Consider the following 26,299-nt stretch of genomic DNA (forward strand, 5'->3'; position numbering starts at 1 on the left):
CCTCCGGATCACTCCACGGCGCCCCGGGGTGCCGGCCGACGGCCACATGTTCACCGTCGCGGCCTTACCGCGATGTGTGGTGACGCCGAACGACTCGTGCTCGACTCGGGCACGTTCTCGTCACGTCACGCGCGCCGTGCTGTGGGCAGCCCCCCGCGCCGTGGGCCGAGCCTCGCCGAGCGGGACTCGGCGCCGTGCTCGACGCCTCATTGAGTCTTGGCGCGCGGCCAGAGCATGCCGTCCGCCGTGCGGATGACCACCCAGCGTCCGGGTCTCGGGATGCCGACGACCTCGACGTGTTCGATGCCCGGTGGGTCCGACCGGTCGTTCCGCTCAACGACGTCCTGCCGGTGGAGGGAGTGAAGGGGTACCCCGAGCGGGGGCCACCCGGGCCGTTCCCCTTCCGCTTCCTCCGGCGAAGACGCGCCGTCGTACCGCAGCCACGCGTACGGCGTTGTCACCTCGATCACGCTGAAGCCGTCCGCGCGGCTCTCCGCCACCATCCCGGTCTCCATCACCATGGGGATGGCGTACAGGCCGGAGCTTCGCAGGACGCCGCGTATGCGGAGAAAAAGCCAGGCGTCCTTGAGCCAGGTGAGCGCTCGGATCAGGGAGAAGATGCCGACCAGGAACAAGACCATCCCGCCGGCGCGTTCGTACCACGTGGGACCGGCGAGGGCGCGTCCCACCGCCGCCGCGGCCACGGGAGCCGATAACCACAGCAAGACCCGCCAGGCAGCCGTCCTGAGGCGCCGATAGCCTTTGTCGATCTTGTACTCGTCTGCTGCGGAGCCCGGCGCGAGCGGCGTCCCCGGCCAGCGCCCCCGGGAGTTGGCCTGGCGGAAGGCGTGCACCTGCGACTTCCGCCACTCCACGGTGCCTCTGCCTCGCGGCAGGACGAACAGGACGGCGCCGCCCGAGGTGTCGGCGCGCAGGTCCTGCAGCTTGCGGCCCTTCGCACGGATCCGGACATCGCGCCATGCGACGTCCCCCCAGGTGTACAGCTCGGCAGTGACGGGCGTGCCCTTGCCCGCCGCGATGATCTCGTCGCGGTGGGTTGTCAGGACGCCGCGGTTTCGGGGCAGGCGGACGTGCAGGACACCGCTGAAGTCGGTGTACGTGGCGAGCAGGGACCGGCTTCCGTCAGGGGCAGTGAAAACGGGGCTCACCTGGAGGGGAACGTCCTCGTCCCCCGGGACGCGGTCCGGACCTTCCGCCGTTCCCGGCTCGGCCGGCCGCGTCCGGCGTCGCGCGAGCGGGATGGCGCCAACCCCGGCTTCCGTCTTCATGTGGGGGATCTGCCCGGAGGCCCGGAGCCGGGCGTGGACATACCGGTAGACGTCATACGCCGTCACGAGGCCGTCCCGGCCAGGGGCTCCGGATCGCAGCCCCGTGACCAGGTGACGGGTGAACGGGCTGGCCGCGCCCGCCTCCTCCGCATCGGCGGAGGTATCCCCATGGCTGGAGCTGGTCATCACGAAACGGCCTTGTCCCGCCAGTTGGGCCGTCGGGTCCGTTCCCTTCACGGCGGCGGCTCCGCTGAAGCAGCAGTCCAGGACGACGACGACCGACCGTGCCGCGCAGTCCTCGATCAGCTCGTCGATGTACGCAAGCTCGACGGACCGTGCCCGCACATACGCGGCCGTGGTGTCGCGCGCACACAGGCGCAGTCTGTTCCTGAGGTCGAGAAGGCCGTGCCCGCTGTAGTACAGGAGCAGTTGCTCGTGCGGCAGCGCACTCTCGAAGAACTCCGCGAGTTCCTCCTTGACGCGCTGCGTGGTCGCCTCCAGGACCGTGCGCACGCCGTCGGACCGGTGCAGTCCGGTGCCGGGGTCCGTCAGAGCCGCCGACAGCAGGGAGACATCCGTCGGTGGTCCGAGGAGGGGGCGCAGATGGTCGGGGTCGCCGGGGAACTCGGAATTGCCGATCAAAAGCGCCCGGTACGACCTGCCCGACTCGGTCACGGGGCACCGTCGCCCGGCTCGCCGTCGGCGGTGGAGCCCTCCGCTGCCGCCCGCAGACCGTGCTCCAAAGCGCTGCGCAGCGTCTCGTTGTCGATGGTGGCGCCTGTCACGGTGAGCTCGCCGCGGCGGCCGTCCACGGTCCAGGTGAGACGCACGCTCCGCCCTCGATCACGCTTGAGCCACGCGGCGAGCGCCGCCACGGCGCCTGCGACGATCCCGGGGCCGGTGAGGTGCAGTACCACGTCGGCGAGCGCGCCCTTGGCTCCCGGGACCGGCTCGGAGCGACGGTCCAAAGGACCTGCCGCTTCGTCGAGTGCTCTGTGCAGCAGCTGTACTTGGCTCCGCCAGCGGTCGTCGCTCTCGTCGAACCGGTCGCTCCGAGCTGATAAGTGAACCTTCGACATGGTTCCGCCTCCCCGTTCGGCTCCCGTGTCTTTGTACACGAGGCGCGCGCCACCCGCAGCCTCGTGGCGTCCGGTTGACTACCCGGCCGCCGCGCGGGTGGTCAGGCGGCGGGCCTGGGTGCGGGCCGTGTCGGCGACGGCCTCCTCGTCCGTGGTGAGCAGCCGGCCGTTCTCGACCACGGGGACGCCGTTCACCAGGGAGAGCGTCACCGGCGCCGGAGGGCCGAGGACGAGGGCGGCGACCGGGTCCTCGATGGTGGAGTGGCCCAGGCCGTCGACCTTCCACAGCACCACGTCGGCGAGCATGCCCGGTCCGAGTGAGCCGATCTCGTCCTGCCGGCCGAGGACTTCCGCGCCGCCGCGGGTGCCGAGGCGCAGCGCAGCGCGGGTGGTGAGGGCGGCTTCGCGGTGCGGGCCGAGGCGGTTGACCAGCAGGGCGTTGCGCAGCTCGGTGTGCAGCTCCCCGGCCTCGTTGGACGCGGTGCCGTCCACGCCGAGGCCGACCGGGACACCGGCGGCGAGCAGGTCGGGAACGCGGGCGATGCCGGCCGCCAGGCGGGCGTTGGAGGAGGGGCAGTGGGCGACGCCGGTGCCGGTGCGGGCGAACGCGTCGACGTCGTCGTCGGTCATGTGGACGCAGTGCGCCATCCAGACGTCGGACCCGAGCCAGCCGACGGAGTCGAAGTACGCCGTCGGGCCCATGCCGAACTGCTGGTGGCAGAACTTCTCCTCCTCCACGGTCTCCGAGCCGTGGGTGTGCAGCCGCACGCCGAGCCGCCTGGCGAGCGCGGCGGATTCGCGCATCAGTTCGGTGGTGACGGAGAACGGCGAGCAGGGCGCGACGGCGATGCGCAGCATGGCGCCAGGGGCGGGGTCGTGGTGCTCCAGCACGGCCGCCTCCGTGGCGCGCAGCGCCTCCTCGGTGCTCTCGACCGCGAAGTCCGGGGGCAGCCCGCCGTCCGAGGCCCCGAGGTCCATGGAGCCGCGGGCCGCGGTGAACCGCAGCCCGGTCTCGCGGGCGGCGCGGATCTCGGCGCCGAGCAGGTCGCCGGCGCCGCGGGGGAAGATGTAGTGGTGGTCCATGGCGGTGGTGACGCCGCCGCGGGCCATCATGGCCAGCGAGGCGCGGGCGGCGGCGTGCACCATGGGCTCGTCGAGGCGGGCCCAGACCGGGTAGAGGGCGGACAGCCAGTCGAAGAGGTTCGCGTTCTGGGCGAGGCCCCTGGTCAGCCACTGGTAGAAATGGTGGTGCGCGTTGACCAGGCCCGGGGTGGCCAGGTGGCCGGCGGCGTCGATGCGGCGGGACACGTCGGGCAGCCCCGCGGGGGCGGGGCCGGGGCCGACGGCCTCGATGCGGTTGCCTGCGATGACGAGATGCCCGTCGGCGTACTCCGTCTCCTCCGCGTCAACGGTCGCGATAGCGCAGTTCTCGATCAGGATTCGCGGTGAGGCTGTCACGAAATGGCCTCCTGGGCTCAGGTATTGGTCAGGTCGACGGGAATCCGGGCCTCCGCGCCCTCGCGCAGCACGGTCGCTTCGATCAGGCCGTAGGGGCGGTCGGCGGCGATGTAGACCGCACCGTCGGGCCCCTCGTTCCTCATGCCGAATGGTTCGAGATCGACCAGGAAGTGATGCTTGTTCGGCAGCGAAAGGCGAATCTCGTCAATACCGGGCAGGTTGTCGATCACTGCGGACCCCATGGCGAACAGCGTCTGCTGGAGCGAGCGCGAGTACGTTCCCGCGAAGGCGGCCAGCAGGTGCCCGCGGGCCACCGCGTGGGAGCCGTCCCAGTCCGCCGGCTCCGCCGCGTGCCGCCACACCGCGGTCACGTCCGTGGCCAGCACGCGGTCACCGGTCTCCGGCAGCGTCGTGAACCGGTCCTTCAGGTAACCGCGGAACTCCGAGTCCGTCGTGTTCAGCAGCGTGACCCCGGTCAGCCCGCTCAGCGTCTCGCACTCCTCGCCTTCGCACGTGACCTGCGCCGTCCGGGTCCCGTTCCCCGCGCGGACGAACGAGTGGGCCTTCTCCCCCGTCGTCGGCACCCGCTCCCACGCGTACTCCTCGATGCGGACGCGGGCGCGGCGGATGGCGGGCCCTGAGGCGACGAAGTGGCGCGCGAGCAGCGCCCCGAACGCCTCGGGCGAGGCGATGCCGTGCTCCCTGGCGAACGCGTAGACGGTGTTCTTCATGGTGTCGGTGGGCAGCACGGCCGCGTTGGACCCGGCGAGGTGTACCTCCGCGAGGTCGCCGGAGAGCGCGACCGACACGTTCAGATCGCGCAGGCGGTGCACTGCCCCTTCGCGCGTGACGCGGAGGACGCGCGTCTCCGCTTTGCCGTACTGGTTCTGGCCGAGCGTGGGCGGCATGGGCGGGTCAGCTCCCTCGGTAGACGGAGTAGCCGAACGGGCTGAGCAGCAGCGGCACGTGGAAGTGCTCGCCCGGCACCACCGCGAAGGTGGTGGTGACCTCGGGGAAGAACGGCGGCTCCGCGCCCGCCCCGGCCGCTCCCGGGGCGATGGCGAAGGTCAGCCTGGCCAGCGTGGCGCCGCCCGGCAGCGGCGGCAGCCCGGCGCAGCGGCCGTCCGCGTCGGTGCGGGCGGCGGCGTGCTCCACCCAGCCGTCGCCGCGGCCCGCGGCGCAGGACAGGGTCACCCGGAGCCCGGCGGCCGGCCGCCCGGCCGCGGTGTCGAGTACGTGCGTGGAGACGGTCGCGGCGGCTTCGGCCAGCCGGGTCAGGCGCAACCGGTTGATCTTCGCCAGCTCGGCGCGCACGACCTCCCGTTCCGCCTCGGGCGTGTTGCCGAGCCGGGCGCGCAGCGCGTCCCGCATCCGCTCCCCCGGCAGGCCGGTGGCACAGATCAGGAAGACGTGGCCGAACCGTTCCTGGTAGGCCAGGTTGAGCCGGCGCATGTCCGCCTTCAGCTCCTCGGGGGCGTCGGCCATGCCCCGCTGCTCGCGCGCGGATGCCGCGTCGCCCGCCTCGGGGCGGCCGATCCGCGGGTGGGCGGCGAGCGCCTCGGCGAGCCCCGCGTCGGTGAGGGCGCCCGCGGCGTCATCCGCGGCCGCCAGCAGGGCCTCGGTGTCGCGGAAAGGGCGCGCGGCGGCGACGGCCGCGCCCCAGGCGCTCGCGGCGCACACGCGGCGCAGAGCCGCGCGCAGCGCGGGCTCCGCCGCGCCGTTGATCCAGTCGAGACCGGGCGTCGGGCTCAGCGTCATGACCGACAGCTAAGTCGCAGCACCCGCACACGTCAACAGTTTGTTGAACGGTTGAGGTAGTTGTACACGGTGAACCGGCTGACGCCCAGGGCCGCCGCCACCGTCTCCACCCCGTGCCGCAGGGCGAACGCGCCGCGCGTCTCCAGGCGGCGCACCACCTGCTGTTTCGTCCTGCGGTCCAGCTCGGCCAGCGGCCTGCCGTGCTGCCGCGCCAGCTCGCCGAGGATGTGGTCCAGGGACTCCGACAGCAGCGGGAGCCGCACCGCGGCGACCGGACCGCCCGCCCACGACAGCACCACGTCGTCGTCGCGCGCCTGCTCGGGGGCCAGCAGCTCCCCGCCGATGGCGTCGACCAGCGGGGTGACGGCGGCTATGAACTCGGCGCGCGCGGCGGCGCCCTCGGCGCCGCTCATACGCCTTCCTCCCCCGGCAGGGCGTTCACCTGGAGGGATATCCGGGTGGCGCCCGCCGCGAGCGCCCGGCGCAGCAGCGTGTCCACGACCGCCACCACCTCCTCGGCCGGGCCCTCCACCGTGTTGCCGAAGGGCCCCACGTCCACCGAGTCGAGCGGGGCCGCCACCACGACCTCGCGGGCCGCCACGGCGTGCGCGGGCGGCTCCTCCAGGTCGAACGGCTCGGTCGTGAACTCAAGTCTCAGTCGCACGGGGCCCAACCTAACGCGCACCCGCGCCCACGCCCCCCGGCCGCCGCCGGGAGGCGTACGCCCTACCTGGTCGCCGGCCGGCCGCGCTGGACCGGCTGATGCGGCACGCCGAACAGCTCGATGGCCTGGCGCAGCTGGTGCACCCCGGCCGCGAGCGCGCTGACCGAGCCGGCCGCGGCCGCGATCAGCAGCAGCGCCTGACCCAGGGCCGCGGTGTCGGGCACCCCGGTGGCCAGCACGCCGTCGAGCGCGACGAGCTCGCGCTCGGCGATCTCACGGTCCGCGAGCGTCGCCGGATAGTTGCGCAGATCCCTGCGCAGCCGGTCCACCGCGGAACGCAAGGTCAGCAGTCGGGGGTCCATCCCGCTGAGCGGGACGCTCCGCACCCCGTGGGCGGTTTCAGCTTCTCCTGCCGCCACTCGGCCCTCCCCTGCCGTCTTGTTTGACGCCGGCCGTGTCCGCCGGTGCACGCCCCGTGCGTGCGGGGCGGCTCGCGGACCCAACAAGGAAAGTAAATATCACTGTCCGCGCACCACGCCACACAGAGGGCGAGACCAGCAGTCACATTCCGGCGAACAAATCCGGTGAAGACGGCAGAACGCGAGAAGGCCACCACCGGGTGGCACGCTCAGGTGTTCGCCGGTGGGAGTGTGGGAATCTCGTCGAGAAGTTCCTTCCCTGGAGCGCCAGATGACGAAAAGCATGTCGGTGCGGTGCCCTTCCTGCCGACGGGAGCACCGCTATCTCCCCCCGCAGTACCCGTGCGCCTGCGGGGCCCCGGTGACCGTCTCCCTGCCGCCGACGAGTTCACCCGTATCGGTGCGCCACCGTTCCTGGGCCGATGCCTGGACGGAGGTGGCCTGCCAGGTCTGCGGGCGCAACGGGCAGTGGCCGCAGGCCGAGTTCGAGTGTCCCTGCGGGGTGACGGTGCGGCTCGGGCCCGGTGACGCGCGGACGCGGTCGGCGGCTGCGGAGGGCGGCGAGCGCCCGCCGTTCCGGCCGCTCACGATCAGGACCGGGCACGACGCGGTGGCCTGCGCGGCGCAGTTCCTGCGCTGGCTCGGCTTCCCCGGCGTGCGCACGGCCGTGCCGAGGCCGCCGTCCGGCGTGGACCTGCACGGCCCCTCGGTGGTCGGCCTGGTCAACGCGGCCACCGAGCCCACCGGCGCCGAGGACGTGGAGACCATCTGGCTGCACGCGCTGGTGGAGCCCGCCGTCGCGGTCGCGTTCTCGCTGGCCGGGTACGACCGCGGGGCGCGCGCCCGGGCGGACGAGCTGCGCCTGCCGCTGTTCGTCCTGGACCTGACGGGCACGCCGCAGCCGGTGAACGAGGCCGCCGACGTACTGATGCGCCGGGGCGCGGAGGGGGCGTGAGCGCATGGCCGGCGCGCCCCGCGTCGGCGCCGTCGCGTACCGTCACCCGGTGGCCGGTGCCCCGATCCGTTCCTGGCCGCCGCCCGGGGCGCGATGGATCGGGACGGTGGTGCCGGTGAGCGGCACGCCGGAGCCGCCGCGGCGGACGGCGACGATCTCGGCGGCGATGGCGAGCGCCGTCTCCCGCGGGGTGCTGGCCCCCAGGTCGAGGCCGATCGGCGAGCGCAGCCTGGCCAGTTCGCGCGCGGTGAGACCGGCCTCGCGCAGCCGCGCCAGGCGGTCGGCGTGGGTGCGCCGGGAGCCCATGGCGCCGATGTAGGCCACGGGCAGCCGCAGCGCGCGGGTCAGCAGCGGCACGTCGAACCTGGCGTCGTGGGTCAGGACGCAGACCGCGGCGCGGCCGTCCAGGGACTGCGTGTCCAGGTAGCGGTGCGGCCAGTCCACGATCACCTCGTCCGCCCCGGGGAACCGTTCCGGCGTCGCGAACACCGGCCTCGCGTCGCACACGGTGACCCGGTGCCCGAGGAACGCGCCGGCCTCGGCCAGGGCCGCGGCGAAGTCGACGGCGCCGAAGACCAGCAGCCGCGGCGGCGGCACGTTCGCCTCCACGAGCAGCGTCACCCGCGCCCCGTCCGCGTCCGCGAGCCCGACCGTTCCGGTGCGCCCCGCGCGCAGCAGCGCGGCGGCCTCGGCCGCGGCGGCGCGGTCGAGCGCGGCACCGCCGTTGAGCGTTCCGGTGTGCGTGCCGTCCTGCGCGGCCAGCAGCGCGCCGCCGCCCAGCAGTTCGGCGGGCCCCGCGACGACGCGGGCCAGCGCCGCGGCGCCGCCGCCGGCCGCGGCCTCGCACGCGGCGGCGGCGATCCGGCGGGCGGGGGCCGCGGCCGGGAGCGGGGTGACCAGCACCTCGACGCTGCCGCCGCAGGTCAGCCCGACGGCGAACGCGTCGGCGTCCTGGTAGCCGAAACGCTGGGTACGGCTGACGCCGGTGTCGAGCGCCTCCCGGCACAACTCGTAGACGGCGCCCTCCACACAGCCGCCGGAGACGCTGCCGACGGCCAGGCCCCCGGCGTCCACGGCCATGGCGGCGCCGGGCGGGCGGGGCGCGCTGCCGTGCACCGCGGTGACGGTGGCCACGGCGAAGTCACGCCCGTCGCGGCACCAGGCGGCGAGTTCCGCTGCGATGTCCAGCATGGCGGCCTTTCGGTCAGCCGGCCCGGGACCCGTCCGGCGCCGTCAGGTGCTCGGGCCTGACCGGGACGCGGTGCAGGGCGCGTCCCGTGGCCCGGCGGATGGCGGCGACGATGGCGGGCGTGGCGGACAGGGTGGGGGCCTCGCCCACGCCGCGCAGGCCGTAGGGGGCGTGCTCGTCGGCGAGTTCGAGCACGTCCACCGGCATGTCGGGGGTGTCGAGGACGGTGGGGATCAGGTAGTCGGTGAACGAGGGGTTGCGGACGCGGCCGTCGTCCCCGACGACGATCTCCTCGAGCACCGCGAGGCCCAGGCCCTGGACGGCCCCGCCGTGGATCTGGCCGACGACGGCCTGCGGGTTGACGGCCTTGCCGACGTCCTGGGCGGCGGCCAGCTCCACGACCTTCACCAGGCCGAGTTCGGTGTCCACCTCCACGACCGCGCGGTGGGCGCAGAACGAGTACTGCACGTGCCCGGCGCCCTGCCCCGTCACGCGGTCGAAGGGCTGCGTGGGGCGGTGCCGGAACTCCAGCTCCAGGTCGATCGCCTCGCCGCCGAGGATGTCGGCCAGCGCCGCCAGCACCTCGCCGTCGCGGCCCACGACCTTGCCGCCGGCCAGCCGTTCGGCGCGGGTGTCGAGCAGCCCGCGTTCGCGGCCGAGGCGCAGCACCTCGGCGCGGACCGCTTCGCAGGTGTTCTTGACGGCGCCGCCGGTCATGTAGGTCTGCCGGGAGGCCGAGGTGGACCCGGCCGAGCCGACGCGGGTGTCCGCGGGCAGCAGGGCGACGCGGGTGACGCCCAGCTCGGTACGGGCGATCTGGGCGTGCACGGTGACACCGCCCTGGCCGACCTCCGCCATCGCGGTGTGCACGGTGGCGACGGGCTCGCCGCCGGTGACCTCCAGGCGGACGCGGGCGGTGGAGTAGTCGTCGAACCCCTCGGAGAAGCCGACGTTCTTGATGCCGACCGCATAGCCGACACCGCGGACCACGCCCTCGCCGTGCGTGGTGTTGGACAGGCCGCCCGGGAGGGCGCGGACGTCCGTGCCGTCCGGCGTCTCCCACTGCCGGGCGGGCGGCAGCGGCCGGGCCCTGACCAGACGCAGCAGTTCGGCGACGGGCGCGGGCGCGTCGACGACCTGGCCGGTGGGCATGGTGGAGCCCTGGCTCATGGTGTTGCGCTGCCGCAGCTCGACGGGGTCCATGCCGAGGGCGGCGGCCAGCTTGTCCATCTGCGCCTCGTAGGCGAAGCACGCCTGGACCGCGCCGAAGCCGCGCATGGCGCCGCACGGCGGGTTGTTGGTGTAGAGGGCGATGGCCTCGACATCGGAGTGTGGCACCTCGTACGGGCCGAGGCCGAGGGAGGCCGCGTTGCCGACGACGGCGGGGGACGAGGAGGCGTAGGCGCCGCCGTCCAGCACGATACGGGCCTTGACGTGCGTGAGCTTTCCGTCCCTGGTCGCGCCGTGCTCGTACGTCAGCCGGGCGGGGTGGCGGTGCACGTGGCCGAAGAACGACTCGTAGCGGTTGTAGACCATCTTGACCGGGCGGCCGGTGCGCAGGGCCAGCAGGCAGGCGTGCGCCTGCATCGACAGGTCCTCGCGGGCGCCGAACGCGCCGCCCACCCCGGCGAGGGTGAGCCGCACCCGCTCCGGGGGCAGGCCGAGCACCGGGGCGAGCTGGCGGTGGTCGACGTGCAGCCACTGGGTGGCGATGTGCAGGTCGATGCCGCCGTCCTCGGCGGGAACGGCCAGCCCGGATTCGGGGCCGAGGAACGCCTGGTCCTGCATGCCGACTTCGTAAGCGCCGGAGACGATGACGTCGGCGCCGGCCGCGGCCCGCGCGACGTCGCCGCGGACGACGGGCTGGCGGTGGACGATGTTGGGGTGCGGGACGTGGGCGGCGTGGTGGTCGGTGCGCCCCGGGTGCAGCACGGGCGCGTCCCTTGCGGTGGCGCTCGCCTCGTCGAGGACGGCCGGCAGCTCCTGCCAGGAGACGCGGATGCGGTCGGCGGCCCGGCGGGCGGTCTCCGGGTGGTCGGCGGCGACGAGGGCGACGGGTTCGCCCTCGTGGCGCACGATGTCGCGGGCCAGCACCGGCTGGTCGGTGAACTCCAGGCCGTAGTGCGTGGCGGCGGGCAGGTCCTCGTGGGTGAGGACGGCGTGCACGCCGGGCACGGCCAGGGCGGCGGAGACGTCGAGACCGGTGATCCTGGCGTGCGGGTGCGGGCTGCGCAGGGTGTGGCCCCAGAGCATGTCCTCGTGCCACAGGTCGGAGGAGTAGGCGAAGGCGCCGGTCACCTTCCCCACGGCGTCGGGGCGTTCGGCACTGGCGCCGACGCCGCCGGGCGCGGCGGTGTCCTGCCGGAGCGCGTCGGGGGCGGGAGTGATACCCATGGTCACGCGCCCCCTTCCGCGGCGGCGCGGTCCGCGGCGGCGCGCTCGGCGGCCAGGCGGACGGCGCCGAGGATGCTCTCGTAGCCGGTGCAGCGGCAGAGGTTCCCCGACAGGGCCTCACGGATGTCGGCGTCGGCGGGGTGGGGGTCGCGGGCCAGCAGTTCGTCGGTGGCCATCAGCAGTCCTGGGGTGCAGAAGCCGCACTGGACGGCGCCCGCGTCGATGAACGCCCGCTGCACCGGGGCCAGGCGCGCGTCCTCCTCGGCAAGGCCCTCGACGGTCGTGACCTCGGCGCCCTCGGCGGAGCCGGCCGCCACGAGGCAGGCGCAGACCAGGTCCCCGTCGAGGCGGATCGTGCACGAGCCGCACTCGCCCTGCTCGCAGGCGTTCTTGGCGCCGGGCAGGCCGAGCCGTTCGCGCAGCACGTACAGCAGGCTCTCGCCCGGCCAGACGTCGTCGGCCGTCCTGGGGCGGCCGTTGACGGTGAGGTTCACGCGCACGAGGCTTCTCCTTCCCGTCCCGTCCGGGACGTGTGGGCCGTCCAGGTCCAGTGCAGGGTGCGGCGGGCGAGCACCTTGATGGCGTGCCGGCGGTAGGCGGCGCTGCCGCGTACGTCGTCGAGCGGGGCGCAGGCCGCGGCGGCCAGTTCGGCGAAGCGGCGCGCGGCGGCCGGCGGCACGGGACGGCCGTGCTCCCAGTGGCCGCCCTCGTCCAGCACGCCGGTGAGGAAGTCCTCCGCCTCGCGGGCCCGCAGCGGGGTGGGAGCCGCGGAGCCGATGCCGGTGCGGATGGTGCGGGCGTGCGGGTGCAGCGCGAGGGCGAACGCGCAGACCGCGATGACCATGGCGTTGCGGGTGCCGACCTTGGCGAACTCCTGCGGCCCGCGCGCCGCGTCGACGTGCACGGCGCGGATCAGCTCGTCGGGGGCGAGCGCATTGCGCTTGGGTCCGGTGAAGAAGTCCTCGACCCGGATCATGCGGGTGCCGCGCAGCGAGGCCGCCTCGACGCGCGCGCCCGCGGCCAGCAGCGCGGGATGGGCGTCGCCCGCGGGGGACGCGGTGCCGAGGTTGCCGCCGACGCTGCCGCGGTTGCGGATCTGCGGGGAGCCGACGGTGTGAGCGGCGCGCGCGAGCCCCGGCAGCCGGGCGCGGAGCGGACCGACGAGGTCGCGGAACGGGACGCTCGCGCCCAGCCGCACGCCGTCGGGTGAGGTCTCCCACTCGTACAGTTCGCGGATGCGGCCGAGGTCGAGGAGCCGCTCCGGGCGACGGCGGTCGAAGTTCAGCTCGACCATCAGGTCGGTGCCGCCGGCCAGGGGCACGGCGTCCGGGTGCGCCGCCTTCGCGGCCAGCGCCTCCTGCCAGCCTGCCGGGCGTAGGAAGTCCATCGGGATGCACACTCCAGGGTCGAACGGTGCGCGCGGGGGGTTCGTCCAGTACAGCGGCGCCCGGCCGCGGCGGGTAGTCACGGAAGGGCCGAAAGCGCCGGGCGGCTCGCGCGCCCGCTCTTGTAGATTCGTACGAAGACCGGGCCCCGGCAACCCGCGGGCCCCCGGCCGGCAATACGCGCGACACGGGCGGAGGGGCATGCGACTGCGCACACTGCTCGACACCGACGCGCTGGGGCTGCGGCTGCTGAGCGGCGGCGGGCCCGAGCTCGACCGGCAGGTGCGGGGCGTGATGACGACCGACCTGCGCGATCCGAGCCGCTATCTGAACGGCGGGGAGCTGGTCCTGACCGGCCTCGCGTGGTGGCGCGGCCCGCGGGACTCCGAGCCGTTCGTGCGCATCCTCGCCGAGGCGGGGGTGGCCGGCCTCGCCGCGGGCGAGGCCGAGTTCGGCCGCGTGCCGGACGATCTGACGGCCGCCTGTGCGCTGCACCGGCTGCCGCTGTTCGCGGTGGCCGAGGAGGTCGGCTTCGCGGACATCACCGAGCACGTGGTGCGGCAGGTGTCCGGCGAACGGGCCGGGGACCTGGCCGCCGTCGTCGACCGGCACCGGCGGCTGATGTCGGCCGGGCCCGCGGGCGGTGGGCCGCGGGCCGTGCTCGACCTGCTCGCCGCCGATCTGGACCTGCGCGCCTGGGTGCTGTCCGCCACCGGCCGCCAGATCGCCGCCGCACGGGAAGGGCCGCTGCCGGAGGGGCTCGGCCCGCGGCTGGCCGCGCACCGGCTGGCCGCCGCCGCGGGCGGGCGTCCAGGACCCTGCCGGGTCGTGCTCGGCGGGGTGGCGCACACCCTGTTCCCCCTCGGCGGCGACAGCGACAGCGACGGCAGCGGCGACGTGCGGCGCACGCTGCTGTCCGACTGGCTGCTCGCGGTGCGCGCCGACGCGCGCGACTGGCCGCCGCAGCGCCTCGACCTGCTGAACGGCGTGGCCCGGCTCATCGCGGCGGAGCGTGACCGCAGGGACGCCGCCCGTTCCGTGCCGCGCCGACTGGCGCAGGAGGTGCTCGCGCTGCTCGGCGCGGGGGCGCCGCCCGCCGAGATCGGTGCCCGGTTGCGGGTGGTCGCACCGGTGCTCGTGCCAGGTCCGGTCGGCGCCAGGTGGCAGGTGGTGGTGGCCCGGGTGGAGTGGCCGGACGCACCGTTCGACGCGGGCCCTCCTGCGCGCGCCGCGCTGGAAGAGCTGCTGGCACCGGCCGCCGAGGCCGCGGTGGCGCACGAGGGCGGGGAGGCGGTGGCGTTCGTCCCGCTCGCCGAGGGCGACGACGGGGAGCCGGTGGCCGCGGAAACGGTACTCGGCCCGCTGCGGGAGGTCCTGGCCCGCGGGCTGCGGCCGGGCGGGCGGCTGACGCTCGGGGTGAGCGCCGCGGTGCCGTCCGCCGAGGGGCTGCGCGGCGCGGTGGCGGAGGCGCGGCACGCGCGCCGGGTCGCGGCGGCCCGGCAGGAGACGGTGTCGGGGGCGGGCCACGACGAGCTGGCCTCACACGTGCTGCTGCTGCCGTTCGTGCCCGACGACGTGCGGCTGGCGTTCACCGCCGGGCTGCTCGATCCGCTGCGGGACTACGACCGCAGGCACCGCTCCGGTCTCGTCGCCACGCTGGAGGCGTTCCTGGCGGCCGACGGCTCCTGGACGCGCTGCGCCGCCGGGCTGCACCTGCACGTGAACACGCTGCGGTACCGCATCGGCCGTATCGAGCAGTTGACGGGGCGTGACCTGACGAAGCTGGAGGACAAGGTGGACTTCTTCCTCGCGCTGCGGATGGACCTCACGCAAAGCTCAGCTCGTTCAGCGGCGAACGCGCCGGGGTCCGCAGGCGGGCGAGGAACAGGGTGAGGGCCGCGCCCGCCACCGCCCAGGCGGCGAGCACCAGCAGCGGGCCGAGGACCGCCTGCCCGTCGAAGTAGGCGATCGACCGGGCGGTCCAGGTGCCCGCACCGGGTATCAGCACCGGGCCGATCGCCTGCCAGAACGGCGGCAGCAGCGGGTAGGGATACGCCCCGCCCGCGCTCGGATTGCCCAGGACGACGACCACCAGGATCGCCAGGCCGATGCCCATGATGCCGAACAGGCCCTGGAGTGCCAGGGTGAACGCCCCGGTCGCGAACACCACCAGCGCGCCGAGGCCGGCGAGTGCCACCACGCGGCCCGGCAGCGCGTCCAGCACGGGCCCGGCGAGCACCGCGCCGCCCACGCCCGCGGCCACGGCGTAGACCGCGAGGACCGCGAGCCGCCGCATCGCGCGCCTGACGGTGGCAAGGCGGGCGCCTGCGCTGATCGCGAGGGCCGCCGCGCACAGGTAACCGCCCACGCACCAGCCGATGATCAGGTAGAACGCGGAGAGGCTGCGGCTGTCCCCGTCCGCGGCGGGCGCCACGTCCACCACCTCCACGGTGCGGTCCTGCTCCCGCCCCGCCTCGGTGACCACCTCCGTCACCGCCTGCGCGAGCGACGTGCCCGCGCCGGAGGCCACGTACAGCAGGTCCGCGGCGCCCGCGTCGTTCACGATCAGCGCGCCGTCGAGGTCGCGCCGTGCCACACGGTCCCGCGCGTCGTCGGCGTCATCCGCCTCCCGCGTGGCGTCCAGCGGGCGGCCGGGCAGGCCGTCCAGGCGCTCCACCATCTCCGCGCGCACCTCCTCGGCCGCGACGACGGCGACGGGGACGCGGTCGGGTTCCGGGTCGTGCAGGGCACCGAGGTAGGAGGTGATGAAGGCGAGGTGCAGCAGCAGCACGCCGAACACCAGCAGCGCGGCCCGCGGGGTCACCGCGCCGCGCGCCTCTCCGCGGCTGTCGCCAATGCCGTATCCGGTTATCCGGTCCATACCTGGCATCGTCCGCACCCGGCCCGCCGTCCGCACCCGCGGCAAGGCCGTTCGGCTGATGGTGGAGGACTTGTGAACTGGTTCACGCAGCCCTCTTGGCCAGGTGATGTTCCCCATGCTGAGATGCATTCACATCTGTCGACGATCATCGGTCGACGATCAACGGCTCGACGACGCGCTGGGGAGGGCGATGTGACGGAGACCGCCGTACCACATCCGGTTCGGACCGCGGGCGGGGATACGCCCTGGGGCCGGGGCCCGGGAAGGCTGGGGGGTGCCCCGACGGGCACCGCGGTGTGGCGGCTGCGGTCCCGGGGCTGTTGGGACGACGCCGCGGCACTGCTCGACGCGCTGGCGCGCAGCGAGCCGCCCGCGGCCCTGCTGCGCGCCGAACTGCTGGTGGAGCGCTGCATGTTCACCTCCGAGGGGTGGGGCCAGGCCGAGGAGGCGCTGCGCGCGGCGGAGTCCCTCTCGCTCGACGACGAGGAACGGGGCGCCGCCGCCTGCGAACGGGGCTACCTCGCCTACGCGGCCACGCTGCTGCGGGTGCGCGACCGGGCGGACGAGGCGCGCGCCGCACTGGGCCGGGCCGCCGCGCTGCTGGCCCCCGACTCCCCCGGCCGCCCGCTGCTGGACTTCAGGCGCGGGCTGATGGCCCAGCACATCAGCGGCAACCCGCAGGCCGCGGAGGCGGCCTACCGGCGGGCGCACAATGCGGCGCTGGCCGGTGGCGACGCGCTGCTCGGCTCATACACCTGGCGCCACCTCGCGGCCCTCGCGCTGGACGCGGGCGAGGTGTCGGAGGCGCGGCACGGCTTCGCGGAGTCGCTGCGGATGCGCGAGGAGACCGGCTTCCTCATCGGCATCGCCCCGGCCCTGGTGGCGCTCGCCGACGCCATGCCCGAGCCGGAGGCGGGGCGCCTGATGGCCGAGGCGGGGCGGCTGTACCGGCTGCTCGGCGGGGTTCCCCGCTGGCTGGCCGACCGCCTGCCCCGCACGCCCTGACCGGCGGCGTCCGGTGGCGGCCCGCCGTCGGGCCGCCACCGGACGCCGTCCTCACAGCCCGGTCAGGTGCTCACGGGCCAGCCGCTCCGCGGTGACCAGGTCCCCGGCGCGCAGTGCGTCGAGCAGCGCGGTGTGCTCCAGCGCGTCGGCCAGCAGCTCGGCCGTGCCGGGCAGCGGCCGGTGCAGCACGGGGCACTGGGCCTTGCGGTGCAGGTCCTCGGCGACGGCCACCAGGTGGCGGTTGCCCGTCAGGCGCAGCAGCTCGCGGTGGAAGCCGCGGTCGGCCTCGGCGTACGCGGCCCGGTCGCCAACCGTGGCCGCGGTCACGGTGGCCTCGGCCAGCGGGCGCAGCTCCTCCCACCGCTCGGGCGGCAGGCTGCGGGCCAGGCGCAGCACCGCGGGTACTTCGAGCGAGGCGCGCACCTCGGCCAGCTCCGCGAGGTCCCGCGGGCTGTGCCCCGCGACGCGGAAGCCGCGGTTGGGCAGGGTCTCCACGATTCCCTCGCCGGCCAGCCGCTGCATCGCCTCGCGCACCGGCGTCGCCGAGACGCCGTAGCGCTCGGCGAGCACGGGGGCCGAGTACGTCTCGCCCGGCGCGAGTTCGCCGCTGGCCAGCGCGTCGCGCAGGGCGGCGAGCACCTGGGCGCGCACCGAGTGCCGTTCGGGCAGGGAACGGGGCCTGACGGGCAGGGGCGGGCGCTCCGGAACCGGAGCGGCTCGCACGGCGGTCGCGGCCACCGATATGGCCGAGTCCGTTCGGGTGGGCTCCATCCGTCCGCTCCGTCCCCTCCTGCCCCCGAATCAACACGGTTCCAGCACCCTAGGCGGAGTTGACGCCCCGGCAAACCCCTAACCTTGATCGGGTAAGGTAAGGCTTACCTGCCCGAGATCAAGAGGTTCGGTGGCTCCATGACCCTGTCCGCCCTCGCCGGCACCAGCCCGCTCGCATCCGCATTCTCCCGGGTCTGCGACGTGCTGCCCTCGCTGCGGATCACCGAGGAGGCGCCGCGCGACGGCGACGGCTGGGTCTCGGGCGGCGATCTTGCGGCCGGCGGCGAGGCCCTTGAGGCGTTCCTGGACAGGGACGACGCGCGCATCCTCGAGGACTACGGCCGGCGGGCCAGGCCCGACGTCGTCGCCGCCTTCTCGCTGCACCGCTACGCCTGGCCCGCCGCCGTGCTGTTCACCGTGCCGTGGTTCCTGCTGCGCCGGGTGCCGTGGCTCGCGCCGCAGGACGTGTCCTTCCACCGGGACGAGGGGCGGCTCACCGCGCGGGCCACCGCGTTCAGCTGCCTGCCCGACGATCCGGCGGCCGACCTGCCGCAGGCGCGGGTCGTTCCGGACGAGGAGGCGCTGCGCGCCGCCGTGCGGCAGGCCGCCGCCGACCATCTCGGCCCGGTGCTGGCCGCGTTCGGCCCCCGCATGCGGCGCGGGCCGCGGGCACTGTGGGGCGCGGCGACCGACGAGCTGGTCGAGTCGCTGTGGTACCTCGGGCACCTGCTGGGCGAGGAGGGGCGCGCCGTCGCCGAGGCGGGCGAGCTGCTGCCCGGCGCCACCGCGCCGTTCACGCGCGGGGCCGCGTTCCGCGACCTCACCGGGCCGGACGGCGGGCCGCTGCGGACGCGGGACCGGGCCAGCTGCTGCATGTTCTACACGCTGCGCCCCGAAAGCACGTGCGTCACCTGTCCGCGGACGTGCGATACCGAACGAGTGAGCAGGCTGGCCGCGAGCCGATAACAGATTCGAACGTGGGGCGCCAACTCTCCCAGGATTACCACCCGTTGGTGTGATTCGGGCCGAATTGGCGGCCATACGGGCTCGGGTAGCATCAGGATGCTCGCGGAGGGTCATCACCAAATCACCACACCCGCCCGCGCTTTCCGCACACCCACACAGGGGGCACCCCATGGCATTGACGGACATAGAGCTGAGCTGGGTGCTGCCCGCCGCCGTGCTGCTGGCCGGGGCGGTCGTGGCGGTGGCCCTGCTGACGCGCGGCAGGAAGAGCACGCAGGACGGCGCCGAGGGCGACTCCTGGGAGCGGCTCGAAGCGGCCAGGCGACGCCGCGAACGCGCGTATGCGTCCGCCTCCTACACGCTGCTGTTCTGCTGCGCGGGCGTGGCCGCGGCCCTCTCCTTCCAGGGCCTGGTCGGCTTCGGCCGGGAAAATCTGAACCTGTCGGGCGGCTGGGAGTACCTGGTGCCCTTCGGCCTCGACGGCGCGGCGATGTTCTGCGCGGTGATCGCGGTGCGCGAGGCCAGCCACGGCGACTCCTCGATGGGCTCGCGGATGCTGGTGTGGCTGTTCGCGGGCGCGGCCGCCTGGTTCAACTGGGTGCACGCGCCGCGCGGCGCCGCGCACGCGGGCGCCCCGCACTTCTTCGCGGGCATGTCGCTGTCGGCCGCCGTGCTCTTCGACCGGGCGCTGAAGCAGACCCGCAGGGCGGCGCTGCGCGAGCAGGGTCTGGTGCCGCGCCCGATGCCGCAGATCCGGTTCGTGCGGTGGATGCGCGCCCCGCGCGAGACGTACGCGGCCTGGTCGCTGATGCTCCTGGAAAACGTGCGCACCCTGGACGAGGCCGTCGAGGAGGTGCGCGAGGAGCGCAGGACCAAGGCGGAGAAGCAGGCCACGCGCCGCGAGCGGCGGAAGCTGGAGCGGGCCAGGATCAAGGCGCTCGGCCGGCAGCGGCAGATGCTCCCCGCGGCGGCGGAGCCGCAGGTCGAGGTCGCCGTCACCCAGGAGCCGGCCGCCCTGGAGGCCGCCGGGCAGCGGCGCGCGCTCCACTCCTCGCGGGACACGGACGAGACCCTGGACGCGACGTCCATCTCGCAGGCCAGCCCGCGGCTGGACTCCCTGGAGGAAAAGCTGGCCAGGATCGAGCGGCAGTTCGGCTGACCGCGGCCCTGGGTGTATTGACCACGAGCGTTGTTGACACTCGTGGTCAATACACCTAGGCACCGGGACCCGTCACGTTCCACAGGTGGTGCAGGGCGTACGAACGCCACGGCCGCCACGCTCGCGCCGCGCCTGCCTCCGCGCCGACGATCCGCAGCCCGTGGCGCACCCCCGCGTCCCCCGGCAGGAAGACGTCCGGGTCGCCCAGGGCACGCATCCGCACGTAGCCCGCGGTCCACGGCCCGATGCCGCGCAGCGCGAGGAGCGCCCGTTCGGCCTCGTCGCGGTCCGCGCCCGCGTCGAGGGAAACGGTGCCGTCGGCCAGCGCCGCGCACAGCGTGCGGATCGCCGCGCGCCGCGCCTCGGGCATGCCCAGCTCGCCCAGCGGCGCGCCGGCGAGCACGCCCGGCTCGGGGAAGACGTGCGTGAGCCCGCCGTCCGGTGAGGACAGCGGCTTGCCGTACGCCTCGACGAGCGTGCCGGCCAGCGTGCGGGCGGCGCCGACGCTGACCTGCTGGCCGAGGACCGCGCGCACGGCCAGCTCCTGGGGGTCGGCCGCCCCCGGCGCGCGCAGTCCCGGCCGGGCCGCGACCAGCGGGCCGAGGACCGGATCGGCGCCGAGCCGTTCCGCGACGGCGAACGGGTCGGCGTCCAGATCGAACAGCCGCCGGAGCCGCTGCACCGCGGTCGTCAGGTCCCGGGTGTCGGTCAGGTGCAGCCGCGCCTCGATCCACCGGCCGCCGGGCGTGCAGGGCGGCTCGGCCACCTCGGCCACGCCGGTGCCGTGCGGCAGGGCGAGTGACCGGCGGTAGACCCTGGTGCCGGGGGCGCCGGTCATCTCCTCGATGCCGGCGATCGCGCGGCGCTGGAGGAAGTCGAAGACCTGCGGCGCGTCGTAGGGCCCGCGGTGGGCGAGCCGCAGCGGGACACCGCTGCCGGGCGCGGGCGGCCCGGCCCGGCGCGCCGCGCCGCGGGCCCGCGCCCGCAGCTCGCTCGGCGTGCAGTCGTAAACGGCGCGGACCGTGTCGTTGAACTGGCGCACGCTGGAGAACCCGGCCGCGAACCCGACGGCGGTGACGGAAAGGCCGGTCGTCTGGAGCAGCAGCCGCGCGGTGTGCGCGCGCTGCGCCCTGGCGAGCGCGATCGGGCCCGCGCCCAGTTCGGCCGTGAGCAGCCGCTGCACCTGCCTCGCGCTGTACCCGAGCCGCCGGGCGAGACCGTCGACGCCCTCCCGGTCCACGACGCCGTCCGCGATCATGCGCATCGCGCGGCCGGTCGCGTCCGCCCTGACGTTCCACTCCGTGGAGCCGGGCACCGCGTCGGGGCGGCACCTGCGGCAGGCCCGGAAGCCCGCCGCCTGGGCGGCGGCGGCCGAGGGGTGGAAGCGGACGTTCTCCCGCCTGGGCGTCGTCGCCGGGCAGCTCGGCCGGCAGTAGATGCCGGTGGTCAGCACGGCCGTGAAGAACACCCCGTCGAAGCGCTCGTCACGGCCGCGCACCGCCTCGTACCTGCTGTCGTCGTCCATCACGTCCCCCAGTGTGCCGGGCCGCGACGACGTTCACTCGCGGGAATCGGACATGGACGTGGGTGGGCGATGAGGGTGGGCGACGGGAGTGGGGGCGGGACCCGGGCTACCTACCGCGCGGCGAGGCGGGCCGGGAAGCCGCCGGTCGCGACGGGGCCCCAGCGCAGCGGCGTGACCCGGATCAGCGACTTGCCCTGCCGCGTCATCGCGGCCCGGTACTCGTCCCAGTCCGGGTGCTCACCCGCGATGTTGCGGTAGTACTCGACCAGCGGCTCCACGGCCTGGGGCACGTCCAGCACCTCGGCGGTGCCGTCGATCTGCACCCAGGGGCCGTCCCAGTCGTCGGACAGGACGAGCAGGCTGACCTCGGGGTCGCGCCTGGCGTTGCGCGTCTTGGCGCGCTCGGGGTAGGTCGAGACGACGATGCGCCCGGCATCGTCCACCCCGCACGTGAGCGGCGACCCCTGCGGGGAGCCGTCCGCGCGCCGGGTGAGCAGGATCGCCCGGTGGCGGGGGCGCACGAAGTCGAGCAGCTGCGCGAGGGTCACGCTGGTGTTCGTCGCAATCGAAGGGCTCATGGCGCAGCACCCTACGCCCGGACCCGGGAAGCCTGCGGGCGCGCCCCGCGATCTCAGCTGGAGGCCCGGACGATCAGCGAGGTGGGCAGCACCACGGGGAAGCGGGCGCTGCCGCCGCAAGCGATCTCCTGGAACAGCAACTCGGTGATGGTGCGGCCGATCTCCTCGACCTGCTGGCGCACGCTGGTCAGGGACGGCTCGGTGTGCCGGGCGACGATCGAATCGTCGAAGCCCACCAGCGCCACGTCGTCCGGCACTTGCCGTCCGGCGCGGCGCAGCTCGGCCAGCGCGCCCGCCGCCATCACGTCCGAAGCGGCGAAGACCGCGTCCAGACGAGGATGGCGCTCCAGCAGGGCACGCATGGCCAACCGGCCCCCCTCCTCGGTGAAGTCCCCCGGTGCCACGAGGGATTCGTCTGCCGGGGCCCCCGCCCCGACCAGCGCCTCCCGCCAGCCCCGCAGCCGACTGCTGCCGACGTCCATGTCCAACGGGCCGGTGATCGTGGCGATTTCCGAGCGCCCGCGGGCCAGGAGGTGGCGCACGGCCTCGGCGGAACCGCCCACGTTGTCGGAGTGGACGTGGGGCAGCGGCTCCTCGGCAGAACGTCGTCCGGCCAGCACCGTGGGCAGGCCGAGCTCCTCCAGCAGGCCGGGCAGCGGGTCGTCGCGATGCACCGAGACCAGCAGGACGCCATCCACCCGGCCGGCCGTCAGGAACTCCTGGAGGCGGTCCAGCTCGCGCTGGTCGCGCACCAGTATCAACAGCAGTTGCAGCTGTGTGCCCGCCAGCGCCTCGCTGACGCCCCGGATCACGGCGGAGAAGTACGGCTCGGAGCCGAGTCGGCTCTCGGACTCGGGGATCACCAGGGCGATCGAATCCGTTCTGCTGGTGACGAGGCTGCGGGCCACCGAACTCGGCACGAAGTTGAGCTCGGCGATGGCCGTCAGCACCGCGGTCCTCGCCTCATCGCTGACCAGCGGAGATCCGTTCAGCACCCGCGAGACGGTGGTCCGTCCCACGCCGGCGCGCGCGGCCACCGTCTTGATGGTGGGGCGCCGGCCGCCGCCGGCGGCCGGCTGTCCCCGCTCCTGACGCGGTGTCACCAATGGGCCAACTCTCCTCTCAAACATCGCGTTTCAGTCCGTGTCCTTGACACCGTCATCCTTCGGGCGACAGTCTTCCACAGCCCGGTGGGATCGTTCCCACTTCGTTTGGGATCGATCCCAACGGGCTTTCCGCTCTCATGCGACAAAGCTGCCGCAAGGAGATGTTTTCATGCCTGATGACACCCCCCGTCGCCTCCGTCCGCATGGCTCAACCATTTCGCCGACTCCATCCCGTTCCCCTCGCATGTCCCGCTCCCGACGACTGACCGTCGCCTCGGCCGTGACCGCACTCGCGCTGGTCGCGGGATGCGGGGGCGGCGAGAGCGACGCACGCGGCGAGGACGGGTCCGTCACGATCACCATGGGCCTGTTCGGGGTCATGGGGTACGCGGAGACCGACCTCCTGGACCGCTACATGGCGGAGAACCCGAATGTCACCATCGAGGCGGAGGTCGCCGGTGACGAGCAGACCTACTACACGGCGCTCCAGACCCACCTGGCGGGCGGCAGCGGCCTGAAGGACATTCAGGGCATCGAGATCGGCCGCGCCCAGGAGATGGTGGAGACCCAGGCGGACAAGTTCGCCGACTTCGCGGGCATGGCGGGCACCGATCACTTCCTGCCCTGGAAGCAGCCCCAGGTGACCACGGACGACGGCCGGATGATCGGCCTCGGCACGGATACCGGCCCCATGGCGATCTGCTATCGCAAGGACATGTTCGAGCAGGCCGGGCTGCCGACCGAACGCGAGGACGTCGCGGCGCTGTGGGCCGATGACTGGTCGCAGTACGTCGAGGTCGGCGAGCAGTTCATGGCCGACTCGGCGGACGGCGAGCTGTCGTACATGGACAGCTCCACGGGCCTGTTCAACGGCATGGTCTACGGCCACTCCGAGCAGTTCTACAACGCGGACGGCGACCTGATCCACGACGAGAACCCGGCCGTCGCCGACGCGTGGGACCTGGCCACCGAGGCGGCCGAATCGGGGATGACCGCGGCACTGCGGCAGTTCCAGCCCGGCTGGGACCCGGGCCTGGCCAACAGCACGTTCGCCACCACCGTCTGCCCGGCCTGGATGCTGGCCCACATCCAGGAGAAGGCCGGTCCGGACAACGCCGGGCTGTGGGACGTCACGCCGGCTCCGCAGGGCGCGAACTGGGGCGGCTCGTTCCTCGGCGTCATGGAGGACAGCCCGGTCCGGGACGAGGCCATGGAACTCGTCGCCTGGCTGACCGCGCCGGAACAGCAGATCTACCTCTTCGAGGAGCTGGGCATCTTCCCGTCCTCCCAGGAGGCCATCGAATCCGAGGCGGTGCGGAGCGGTACCTCGGAGTACTTCGACGGCGCGCCGGTGGGCGAGATCTTCGGCGCGGCGGCTCAGGAGATCCCTGCGGAGCAGGTGCTCGGCCGCCGGGACGGCACCATCAAGGACGCCTTCTCCCAGGGGCTTCAGCAGGTCGAGTCGCAGGGCGAGGACCCGGACGCGGCGTGGGACTCCGTCGACGAGAACATCCAGCGGGTCGCCGGCTGACCCGCGCGCCCCGCGCCCGGCACGCCGTCCCGACGGCCGCTTCCCACCGGGTCGCGGTCGTCGGGAATCCCCCGGCACCACCCGTCAACAAGGTCCCGTGCCCCCGACCCCGGTCCCGTCGACTCCCCGGCCTGGCCTTCCCGTAACTCCGCCTCCACCGAGCGTCCCTCACGGAAGGGAGCCCACCGTGGCCACCTCCAGTGCGCCCGCGCCCCCACCCACCCCCGCCCGGGACGGGCCGCGCCGCCGGCAGCCGCTGCGCAATCTGTTCCACCGCCTCGACCTGCGGGCCGCGCCCTATACGTTCATCGCCCCGTTCTTCATCATCTTCGGCGCCTTCAGCCTCTACCCGCTGATCTACACCTCGTGGATCTCGCTCCACCGCGTCGAGCTGTCCACGATGGACATGATGGAGTGGCAGGGCTTCGAGAACTACGTCAACCTCTGGCAGGACGACCGCTTCTGGAACGCCCTGACCAACACGTTCACCATCGGCGTCATCTCCACCGTCCCGCAGCTGCTGATGGCCCTGGGACTGGCGCACCTGCTGAACTACCGGCTGCGCGGCTCGGCTTTCTTCCGGGTCGCCGCGCTCGCTCCCTACGCCACCTCGGTCGGCGCCGCCGCCCTGGTCTTCACGATGCTCTTCGAACGCGACTTCGGCATGATCAACTGGGCCCTCGGCCTGGTCGGCATCGAGAACGTCGACTGGGAGAACGAGAAGTGGCCCGCCCAGCTGGCCATCTCCACCATCGTGATCTGGCGCTGGACCGGCTACAACGCGCTGTTGTACCTCGCCGCGATGCAGGCCATCCCCAGGGACCGGTACGAGGCCGCCGCGATCGACGGCGCCTCCCGTTGGCAGCAGTTCACCCGGGTCACGGTGCCCGGAATCCGCGCCACCATCGTCTTCACCATCGTGCTGTCCACCATCGGGGCCACCCAGATCTTCGGCGAGCCGCTGATCTTCGGGCAGGGCCCGAACGGCGTCACCGGCGGCGCCGACAATCAGTACCAGACCCTCGGCCTGCTGCTGTACGAGGAGGGCTGGCGCAACGGGCAGATGGGACGTGCCGCCACCGTCGCCTGGGCGATGTTCCTCATCCTCATCCTCGTCTTCGTCCTGCAACGCGTCCTGGCCGGCGCGCGGTCCCGGCGGGAGCCGGGGCGGCGGCGCGCGGCGGCGGGCGCGGCGAGCGCCGGGAGGCCGTCGCGATGACCACCGAATCCGTCGAGCCCGTCCGGCAGGAACGGCGGCGCGGGCACACGCCGTTCACCCACTCCGCCACTCCCCCGCCCCCCGCCCGCAGGTCCCGGCGGTCGCTGCGTATGGGCGCCGGCCGCCAGCACCACGGCGGTCCTGTCGCCTACGTGCTGCTCGGCATCGTCGCGCTGATCTCCCTCTTCCCGCTCTACTGGACGATGGTGGCGGCCTCGACCGACAACACCCGCGTCACGCAGAGTCCGCCGCCGTTCCTCCCCGGTCCGAACCTGTTCCGCAACCTCCGGGCCGCCTGGGAGGACGCGGCCCTCGGACAGGCCATGACCAACAGCCTGATCGTGGCCGGCAGCATCGCCGTGGCCACCGTGCTGTTCGCCACCCTGGCCGGCTTCGCCTTCGCCAAGCTGCGCTTCCGGGGCCGCAACATCCTGTTGATGCTCGTGATCGGCACCATGATGGTGCCGCCGCAGCTCGGGGTCGTCCCGCTGTTCATGATGATGAGCGACCTCGGGTGGGGGCTCCGCCTTGAGTCCGTCATCTTCCCCACGCTGGTCAGCGCGGTCGGCGTGTTCTTCATGCGGCAGTATCTCGCCGAGGCCCTGCCGGACGAGTTGGTCGAGGCCGGCCGCATGGACGGGGCGCACTCGCTGCGGATCTTCTGGAGCATCGTGCTGCCCGTCGCCCGGCCCGCCATGGCCGTGCTCTTCATGATCACGTTCGTCCACGCGTGGAACGACTTCTTCTGGCCCTTCATCGCCCTGGACATGAGCAACCCCACCGTCCCCGTGGCCCTCACCCAGCTCAGCGCGGGCTACGTCCGCGACCAGTCGCTCATCATGGCCGGCGCCCTGCTCGGCACCCTCCCGCTGCTCGTCATGTTCGTCGTCTTCGGCCGCCAGATCGTCGGCGGCATCATGCAGGGCGCGGTCAAAGGCTGACCGCGCCTCCGTCCTTCTCCCCTCCTT

Annotated in this window: 24 protein-coding genes and 1 pseudogene; 8 read left to right on the forward strand and 17 right to left on the reverse strand. The window is 73.9% G+C overall.

What is annotated here, in order from left to right; all coding sequences use genetic code 11:
- Nucleotides 1–206: 206 nt before the first annotated feature.
- The 8 genes from STBA_RS06430 to STBA_RS06465 all read right to left on the reverse strand — a co-directional run bounded on the left by STBA_RS06430 (nt 207) and on the right by STBA_RS06465 (nt 6,610).
- Nucleotides 207–1,964 carry a caspase family protein gene (locus STBA_RS06430; RefSeq protein ID WP_077058313.1) on the reverse strand — a complete coding sequence of 586 codons (1,758 nt, stop codon included), beginning with the start codon at nt 1,962–1,964 and terminating at the stop codon, nt 207–209.
- A complete protein-coding gene (locus STBA_RS37635; protein ID WP_171987659.1) occupies nt 1,961–2,368 on the reverse strand; it encodes a hypothetical protein in 408 nt (135 codons plus the stop codon). The genes STBA_RS06430 and STBA_RS37635 overlap by 4 nt, the downstream gene beginning before the upstream one ends.
- A 78-nt stretch (nt 2,369–2,446) precedes the next feature.
- Nucleotides 2,447–3,826, reverse strand: a complete 1,380-nt coding sequence (locus STBA_RS06440; RefSeq protein ID WP_077058315.1) for an 8-oxoguanine deaminase — start codon at nt 3,824–3,826, stop codon at nt 2,447–2,449.
- A 17-nt stretch (nt 3,827–3,843) separates the two neighbouring features.
- Nucleotides 3,844–4,734, reverse strand: a complete 891-nt coding sequence (pucL, locus tag STBA_RS06445) for a factor-independent urate hydroxylase (RefSeq protein ID WP_077058316.1) — start codon at nt 4,732–4,734, stop codon at nt 3,844–3,846.
- Nucleotides 4,735–4,741: 7 nt separating this feature from the next.
- Nucleotides 4,742–5,584: a 2-oxo-4-hydroxy-4-carboxy-5-ureidoimidazoline decarboxylase gene (uraD, locus tag STBA_RS06450; protein ID WP_077058317.1), complete on the reverse strand. Its 843-nt coding sequence runs from the start codon at nt 5,582–5,584 to the stop codon at nt 4,742–4,744.
- A 32-nt stretch (nt 5,585–5,616) separates the two neighbouring features.
- Entirely contained in the window at nt 5,617–5,997 is a 381-nt protein-coding gene (locus STBA_RS06455) for a helix-turn-helix domain-containing protein (RefSeq protein WP_077058318.1), read from the reverse strand.
- Nucleotides 5,994–6,248: a hypothetical protein gene (locus tag STBA_RS06460; RefSeq protein WP_077058319.1), complete on the reverse strand. Its 255-nt coding sequence runs from the start codon at nt 6,246–6,248 to the stop codon at nt 5,994–5,996. The genes STBA_RS06455 and STBA_RS06460 overlap by 4 nt, the downstream gene beginning before the upstream one ends.
- Before the next feature lie 62 nt (nt 6,249–6,310).
- Entirely contained in the window at nt 6,311–6,610 is a 300-nt protein-coding gene (locus STBA_RS06465) for a DUF5955 family protein (RefSeq protein WP_077058320.1), read from the reverse strand.
- A 328-nt stretch (nt 6,611–6,938) separates the two neighbouring features.
- Here STBA_RS06465 and STBA_RS06470 point away from each other — a divergent pair, with 328 nt between their 5' ends.
- Nucleotides 6,939–7,622 carry a hypothetical protein gene (locus STBA_RS06470; RefSeq protein WP_077058321.1) on the forward strand — a complete coding sequence of 228 codons (684 nt, stop codon included), beginning with the start codon at nt 6,939–6,941 and terminating at the stop codon, nt 7,620–7,622.
- 42 nt (nt 7,623–7,664) lie between these two features.
- Here the strand turns inward: STBA_RS06470 and STBA_RS06475 are convergent, their stop codons facing one another.
- Genes STBA_RS06475 through STBA_RS06490 form a run of 4 tightly spaced genes read right to left on the reverse strand, consistent with a single transcriptional unit; the run spans nt 7,665 to nt 12,592 of the window.
- Nucleotides 7,665–8,813: an XdhC/CoxI family protein gene (locus tag STBA_RS06475; RefSeq protein ID WP_077058322.1), complete on the reverse strand. Its 1,149-nt coding sequence runs from the start codon at nt 8,811–8,813 to the stop codon at nt 7,665–7,667.
- Between the two features lie 13 nt (nt 8,814–8,826).
- Nucleotides 8,827–11,205: a xanthine dehydrogenase subunit D gene (pucD, locus tag STBA_RS06480; protein WP_077058323.1), complete on the reverse strand. Its 2,379-nt coding sequence runs from the start codon at nt 11,203–11,205 to the stop codon at nt 8,827–8,829.
- 2 nt (nt 11,206–11,207) lie between these two features.
- Nucleotides 11,208–11,705, reverse strand: coding sequence for a (2Fe-2S)-binding protein (locus tag STBA_RS06485; RefSeq protein WP_077058324.1), 498 nt, complete (start codon nt 11,703–11,705; stop codon nt 11,208–11,210).
- Nucleotides 11,696–12,592 carry an FAD binding domain-containing protein gene (locus STBA_RS06490; protein WP_077058325.1) on the reverse strand — a complete coding sequence of 299 codons (897 nt, stop codon included), beginning with the start codon at nt 12,590–12,592 and terminating at the stop codon, nt 11,696–11,698. The genes STBA_RS06485 and STBA_RS06490 overlap by 10 nt, the downstream gene beginning before the upstream one ends.
- Before the next feature lie 199 nt (nt 12,593–12,791).
- On the opposite strand from STBA_RS06490, the pseudogene STBA_RS06495 reads away from it, so the two are divergent.
- Nucleotides 12,792–14,411, forward strand: a pseudogene (locus STBA_RS06495) (PucR family transcriptional regulator ligand-binding domain-containing protein); the annotation flags it as partial.
- 4 nt (nt 14,412–14,415) lie between these two features.
- On the opposite strand, the gene STBA_RS37640 reads toward STBA_RS06495, so the two are convergent.
- The gene (locus STBA_RS37640; RefSeq protein ID WP_077058326.1) at nt 14,416–15,471 is read right to left on the reverse strand and encodes a DUF3533 domain-containing protein; all 1,056 of its coding nucleotides are present in this window, start codon (nt 15,469–15,471) and stop codon (nt 14,416–14,418) included.
- A 267-nt stretch (nt 15,472–15,738) separates the two neighbouring features.
- Here STBA_RS37640 and STBA_RS06505 point away from each other — a divergent pair, with 267 nt between their 5' ends.
- Nucleotides 15,739–16,476 (forward strand): hypothetical protein, encoded by a 738-nt coding sequence (locus STBA_RS06505; RefSeq protein WP_077063144.1) that lies wholly within the window; start codon nt 15,739–15,741, stop codon nt 16,474–16,476.
- 51 nt (nt 16,477–16,527) lie between these two features.
- Here STBA_RS06505 and STBA_RS06510 read toward each other — a convergent pair whose 3' ends face one another.
- Nucleotides 16,528–17,247: a GntR family transcriptional regulator gene (locus tag STBA_RS06510; protein ID WP_077058327.1), complete on the reverse strand. Its 720-nt coding sequence runs from the start codon at nt 17,245–17,247 to the stop codon at nt 16,528–16,530.
- A gap of 138 nt (nt 17,248–17,385) precedes the next feature.
- Between STBA_RS06510 and STBA_RS06515 the strand changes: the two genes are divergently transcribed.
- Complete coding sequence (locus STBA_RS06515) at nt 17,386–18,213, forward strand: (2Fe-2S)-binding protein (protein WP_077058328.1); 828 nt, start codon at nt 17,386–17,388, stop codon at nt 18,211–18,213.
- A 169-nt stretch (nt 18,214–18,382) separates the two neighbouring features.
- Nucleotides 18,383–19,372: a DUF2637 domain-containing protein gene (locus STBA_RS06520; protein ID WP_077058329.1), complete on the forward strand. Its 990-nt coding sequence runs from the start codon at nt 18,383–18,385 to the stop codon at nt 19,370–19,372.
- A 55-nt stretch (nt 19,373–19,427) separates the two neighbouring features.
- On the opposite strand, the gene STBA_RS06525 is transcribed toward STBA_RS06520, so the two are convergent.
- From STBA_RS06525 to STBA_RS06535, 3 genes are all read right to left on the reverse strand, one after another.
- Complete coding sequence (locus tag STBA_RS06525) at nt 19,428–20,897, reverse strand: AlkA N-terminal domain-containing protein (RefSeq protein WP_077058330.1); 1,470 nt, start codon at nt 20,895–20,897, stop codon at nt 19,428–19,430.
- 110 nt (nt 20,898–21,007) lie between these two features.
- Nucleotides 21,008–21,475: a PPOX class F420-dependent oxidoreductase gene (locus tag STBA_RS06530; protein WP_077058331.1), complete on the reverse strand. Its 468-nt coding sequence runs from the start codon at nt 21,473–21,475 to the stop codon at nt 21,008–21,010.
- Nucleotides 21,476–21,528: 53 nt separating this feature from the next.
- Nucleotides 21,529–22,578: a LacI family DNA-binding transcriptional regulator gene (locus STBA_RS06535; RefSeq protein WP_077058332.1), complete on the reverse strand. Its 1,050-nt coding sequence runs from the start codon at nt 22,576–22,578 to the stop codon at nt 21,529–21,531.
- A gap of 247 nt (nt 22,579–22,825) precedes the next feature.
- On the opposite strand from STBA_RS06535, the gene STBA_RS06540 reads away from it, so the two are divergent.
- From STBA_RS06540 to STBA_RS06550, 3 genes are all read left to right on the forward strand, one after another.
- Entirely contained in the window at nt 22,826–24,112 is a 1,287-nt protein-coding gene (locus STBA_RS06540; protein ID WP_077058333.1) for an extracellular solute-binding protein, read from the forward strand.
- A gap of 187 nt (nt 24,113–24,299) precedes the next feature.
- Entirely contained in the window at nt 24,300–25,331 is a 1,032-nt protein-coding gene (locus STBA_RS06545; protein WP_077058334.1) for a sugar ABC transporter permease, read from the forward strand.
- Nucleotides 25,328–26,272, forward strand: coding sequence for a carbohydrate ABC transporter permease (locus tag STBA_RS06550; protein ID WP_077058335.1), 945 nt, complete (start codon nt 25,328–25,330; stop codon nt 26,270–26,272). The genes STBA_RS06545 and STBA_RS06550 overlap by 4 nt, the downstream gene beginning before the upstream one ends.
- Nucleotides 26,273–26,299: the final 27 nt, after the last annotated feature.

Source organism: Streptomyces sp. MP131-18 (assembly GCF_001984575.1).
Classification (GTDB): domain Bacteria; phylum Actinomycetota; class Actinomycetes; order Streptomycetales; family Streptomycetaceae; genus Streptomyces; species Streptomyces johnsoniae.

Coding starts and splice junctions, on each gene's coding strand:
- STBA_RS06525 (WP_077058330.1), bottom strand. CDS start 20,897: ATGGACGACGACAGCAGGTACGAGGCGGTGCGCGGCCGTGACGAGCGC.
- STBA_RS06540 (WP_077058333.1), top strand. CDS start 22,826: ATGTCCCGCTCCCGACGACTGACCGTCGCCTCGGCCGTGACCGCACTC.
- STBA_RS06550 (WP_077058335.1), top strand. CDS start 25,328: ATGACCACCGAATCCGTCGAGCCCGTCCGGCAGGAACGGCGGCGCGGG.
- STBA_RS06510 (WP_077058327.1), bottom strand. CDS start 17,247: ATGGAGCCCACCCGAACGGACTCGGCCATATCGGTGGCCGCGACCGCC.
- STBA_RS06530 (WP_077058331.1), bottom strand. CDS start 21,475: ATGAGCCCTTCGATTGCGACGAACACCAGCGTGACCCTCGCGCAGCTG.
- pucD (WP_077058323.1), bottom strand. CDS start 11,205: ATGGGTATCACTCCCGCCCCCGACGCGCTCCGGCAGGACACCGCCGCG.
- STBA_RS06515 (WP_077058328.1), top strand. CDS start 17,386: ATGACCCTGTCCGCCCTCGCCGGCACCAGCCCGCTCGCATCCGCATTC.
- STBA_RS37635 (WP_171987659.1), bottom strand. CDS start 2,368: ATGTCGAAGGTTCACTTATCAGCTCGGAGCGACCGGTTCGACGAGAGC.
- uraD (WP_077058317.1), bottom strand. CDS start 5,584: ATGACGCTGAGCCCGACGCCCGGTCTCGACTGGATCAACGGCGCGGCG.
- STBA_RS06455 (WP_077058318.1), bottom strand. CDS start 5,997: ATGAGCGGCGCCGAGGGCGCCGCCGCGCGCGCCGAGTTCATAGCCGCC.
- STBA_RS06475 (WP_077058322.1), bottom strand. CDS start 8,813: ATGCTGGACATCGCAGCGGAACTCGCCGCCTGGTGCCGCGACGGGCGT.
- STBA_RS06470 (WP_077058321.1), top strand. CDS start 6,939: ATGACGAAAAGCATGTCGGTGCGGTGCCCTTCCTGCCGACGGGAGCAC.
- STBA_RS37640 (WP_077058326.1), bottom strand. CDS start 15,471: ATGGACCGGATAACCGGATACGGCATTGGCGACAGCCGCGGAGAGGCG.
- STBA_RS06490 (WP_077058325.1), bottom strand. CDS start 12,592: ATGGACTTCCTACGCCCGGCAGGCTGGCAGGAGGCGCTGGCCGCGAAG.
- pucL (WP_077058316.1), bottom strand. CDS start 4,734: ATGCCGCCCACGCTCGGCCAGAACCAGTACGGCAAAGCGGAGACGCGC.
- STBA_RS06465 (WP_077058320.1), bottom strand. CDS start 6,610: ATGGACCCCCGACTGCTGACCTTGCGTTCCGCGGTGGACCGGCTGCGC.
- STBA_RS06520 (WP_077058329.1), top strand. CDS start 18,383: ATGGCATTGACGGACATAGAGCTGAGCTGGGTGCTGCCCGCCGCCGTG.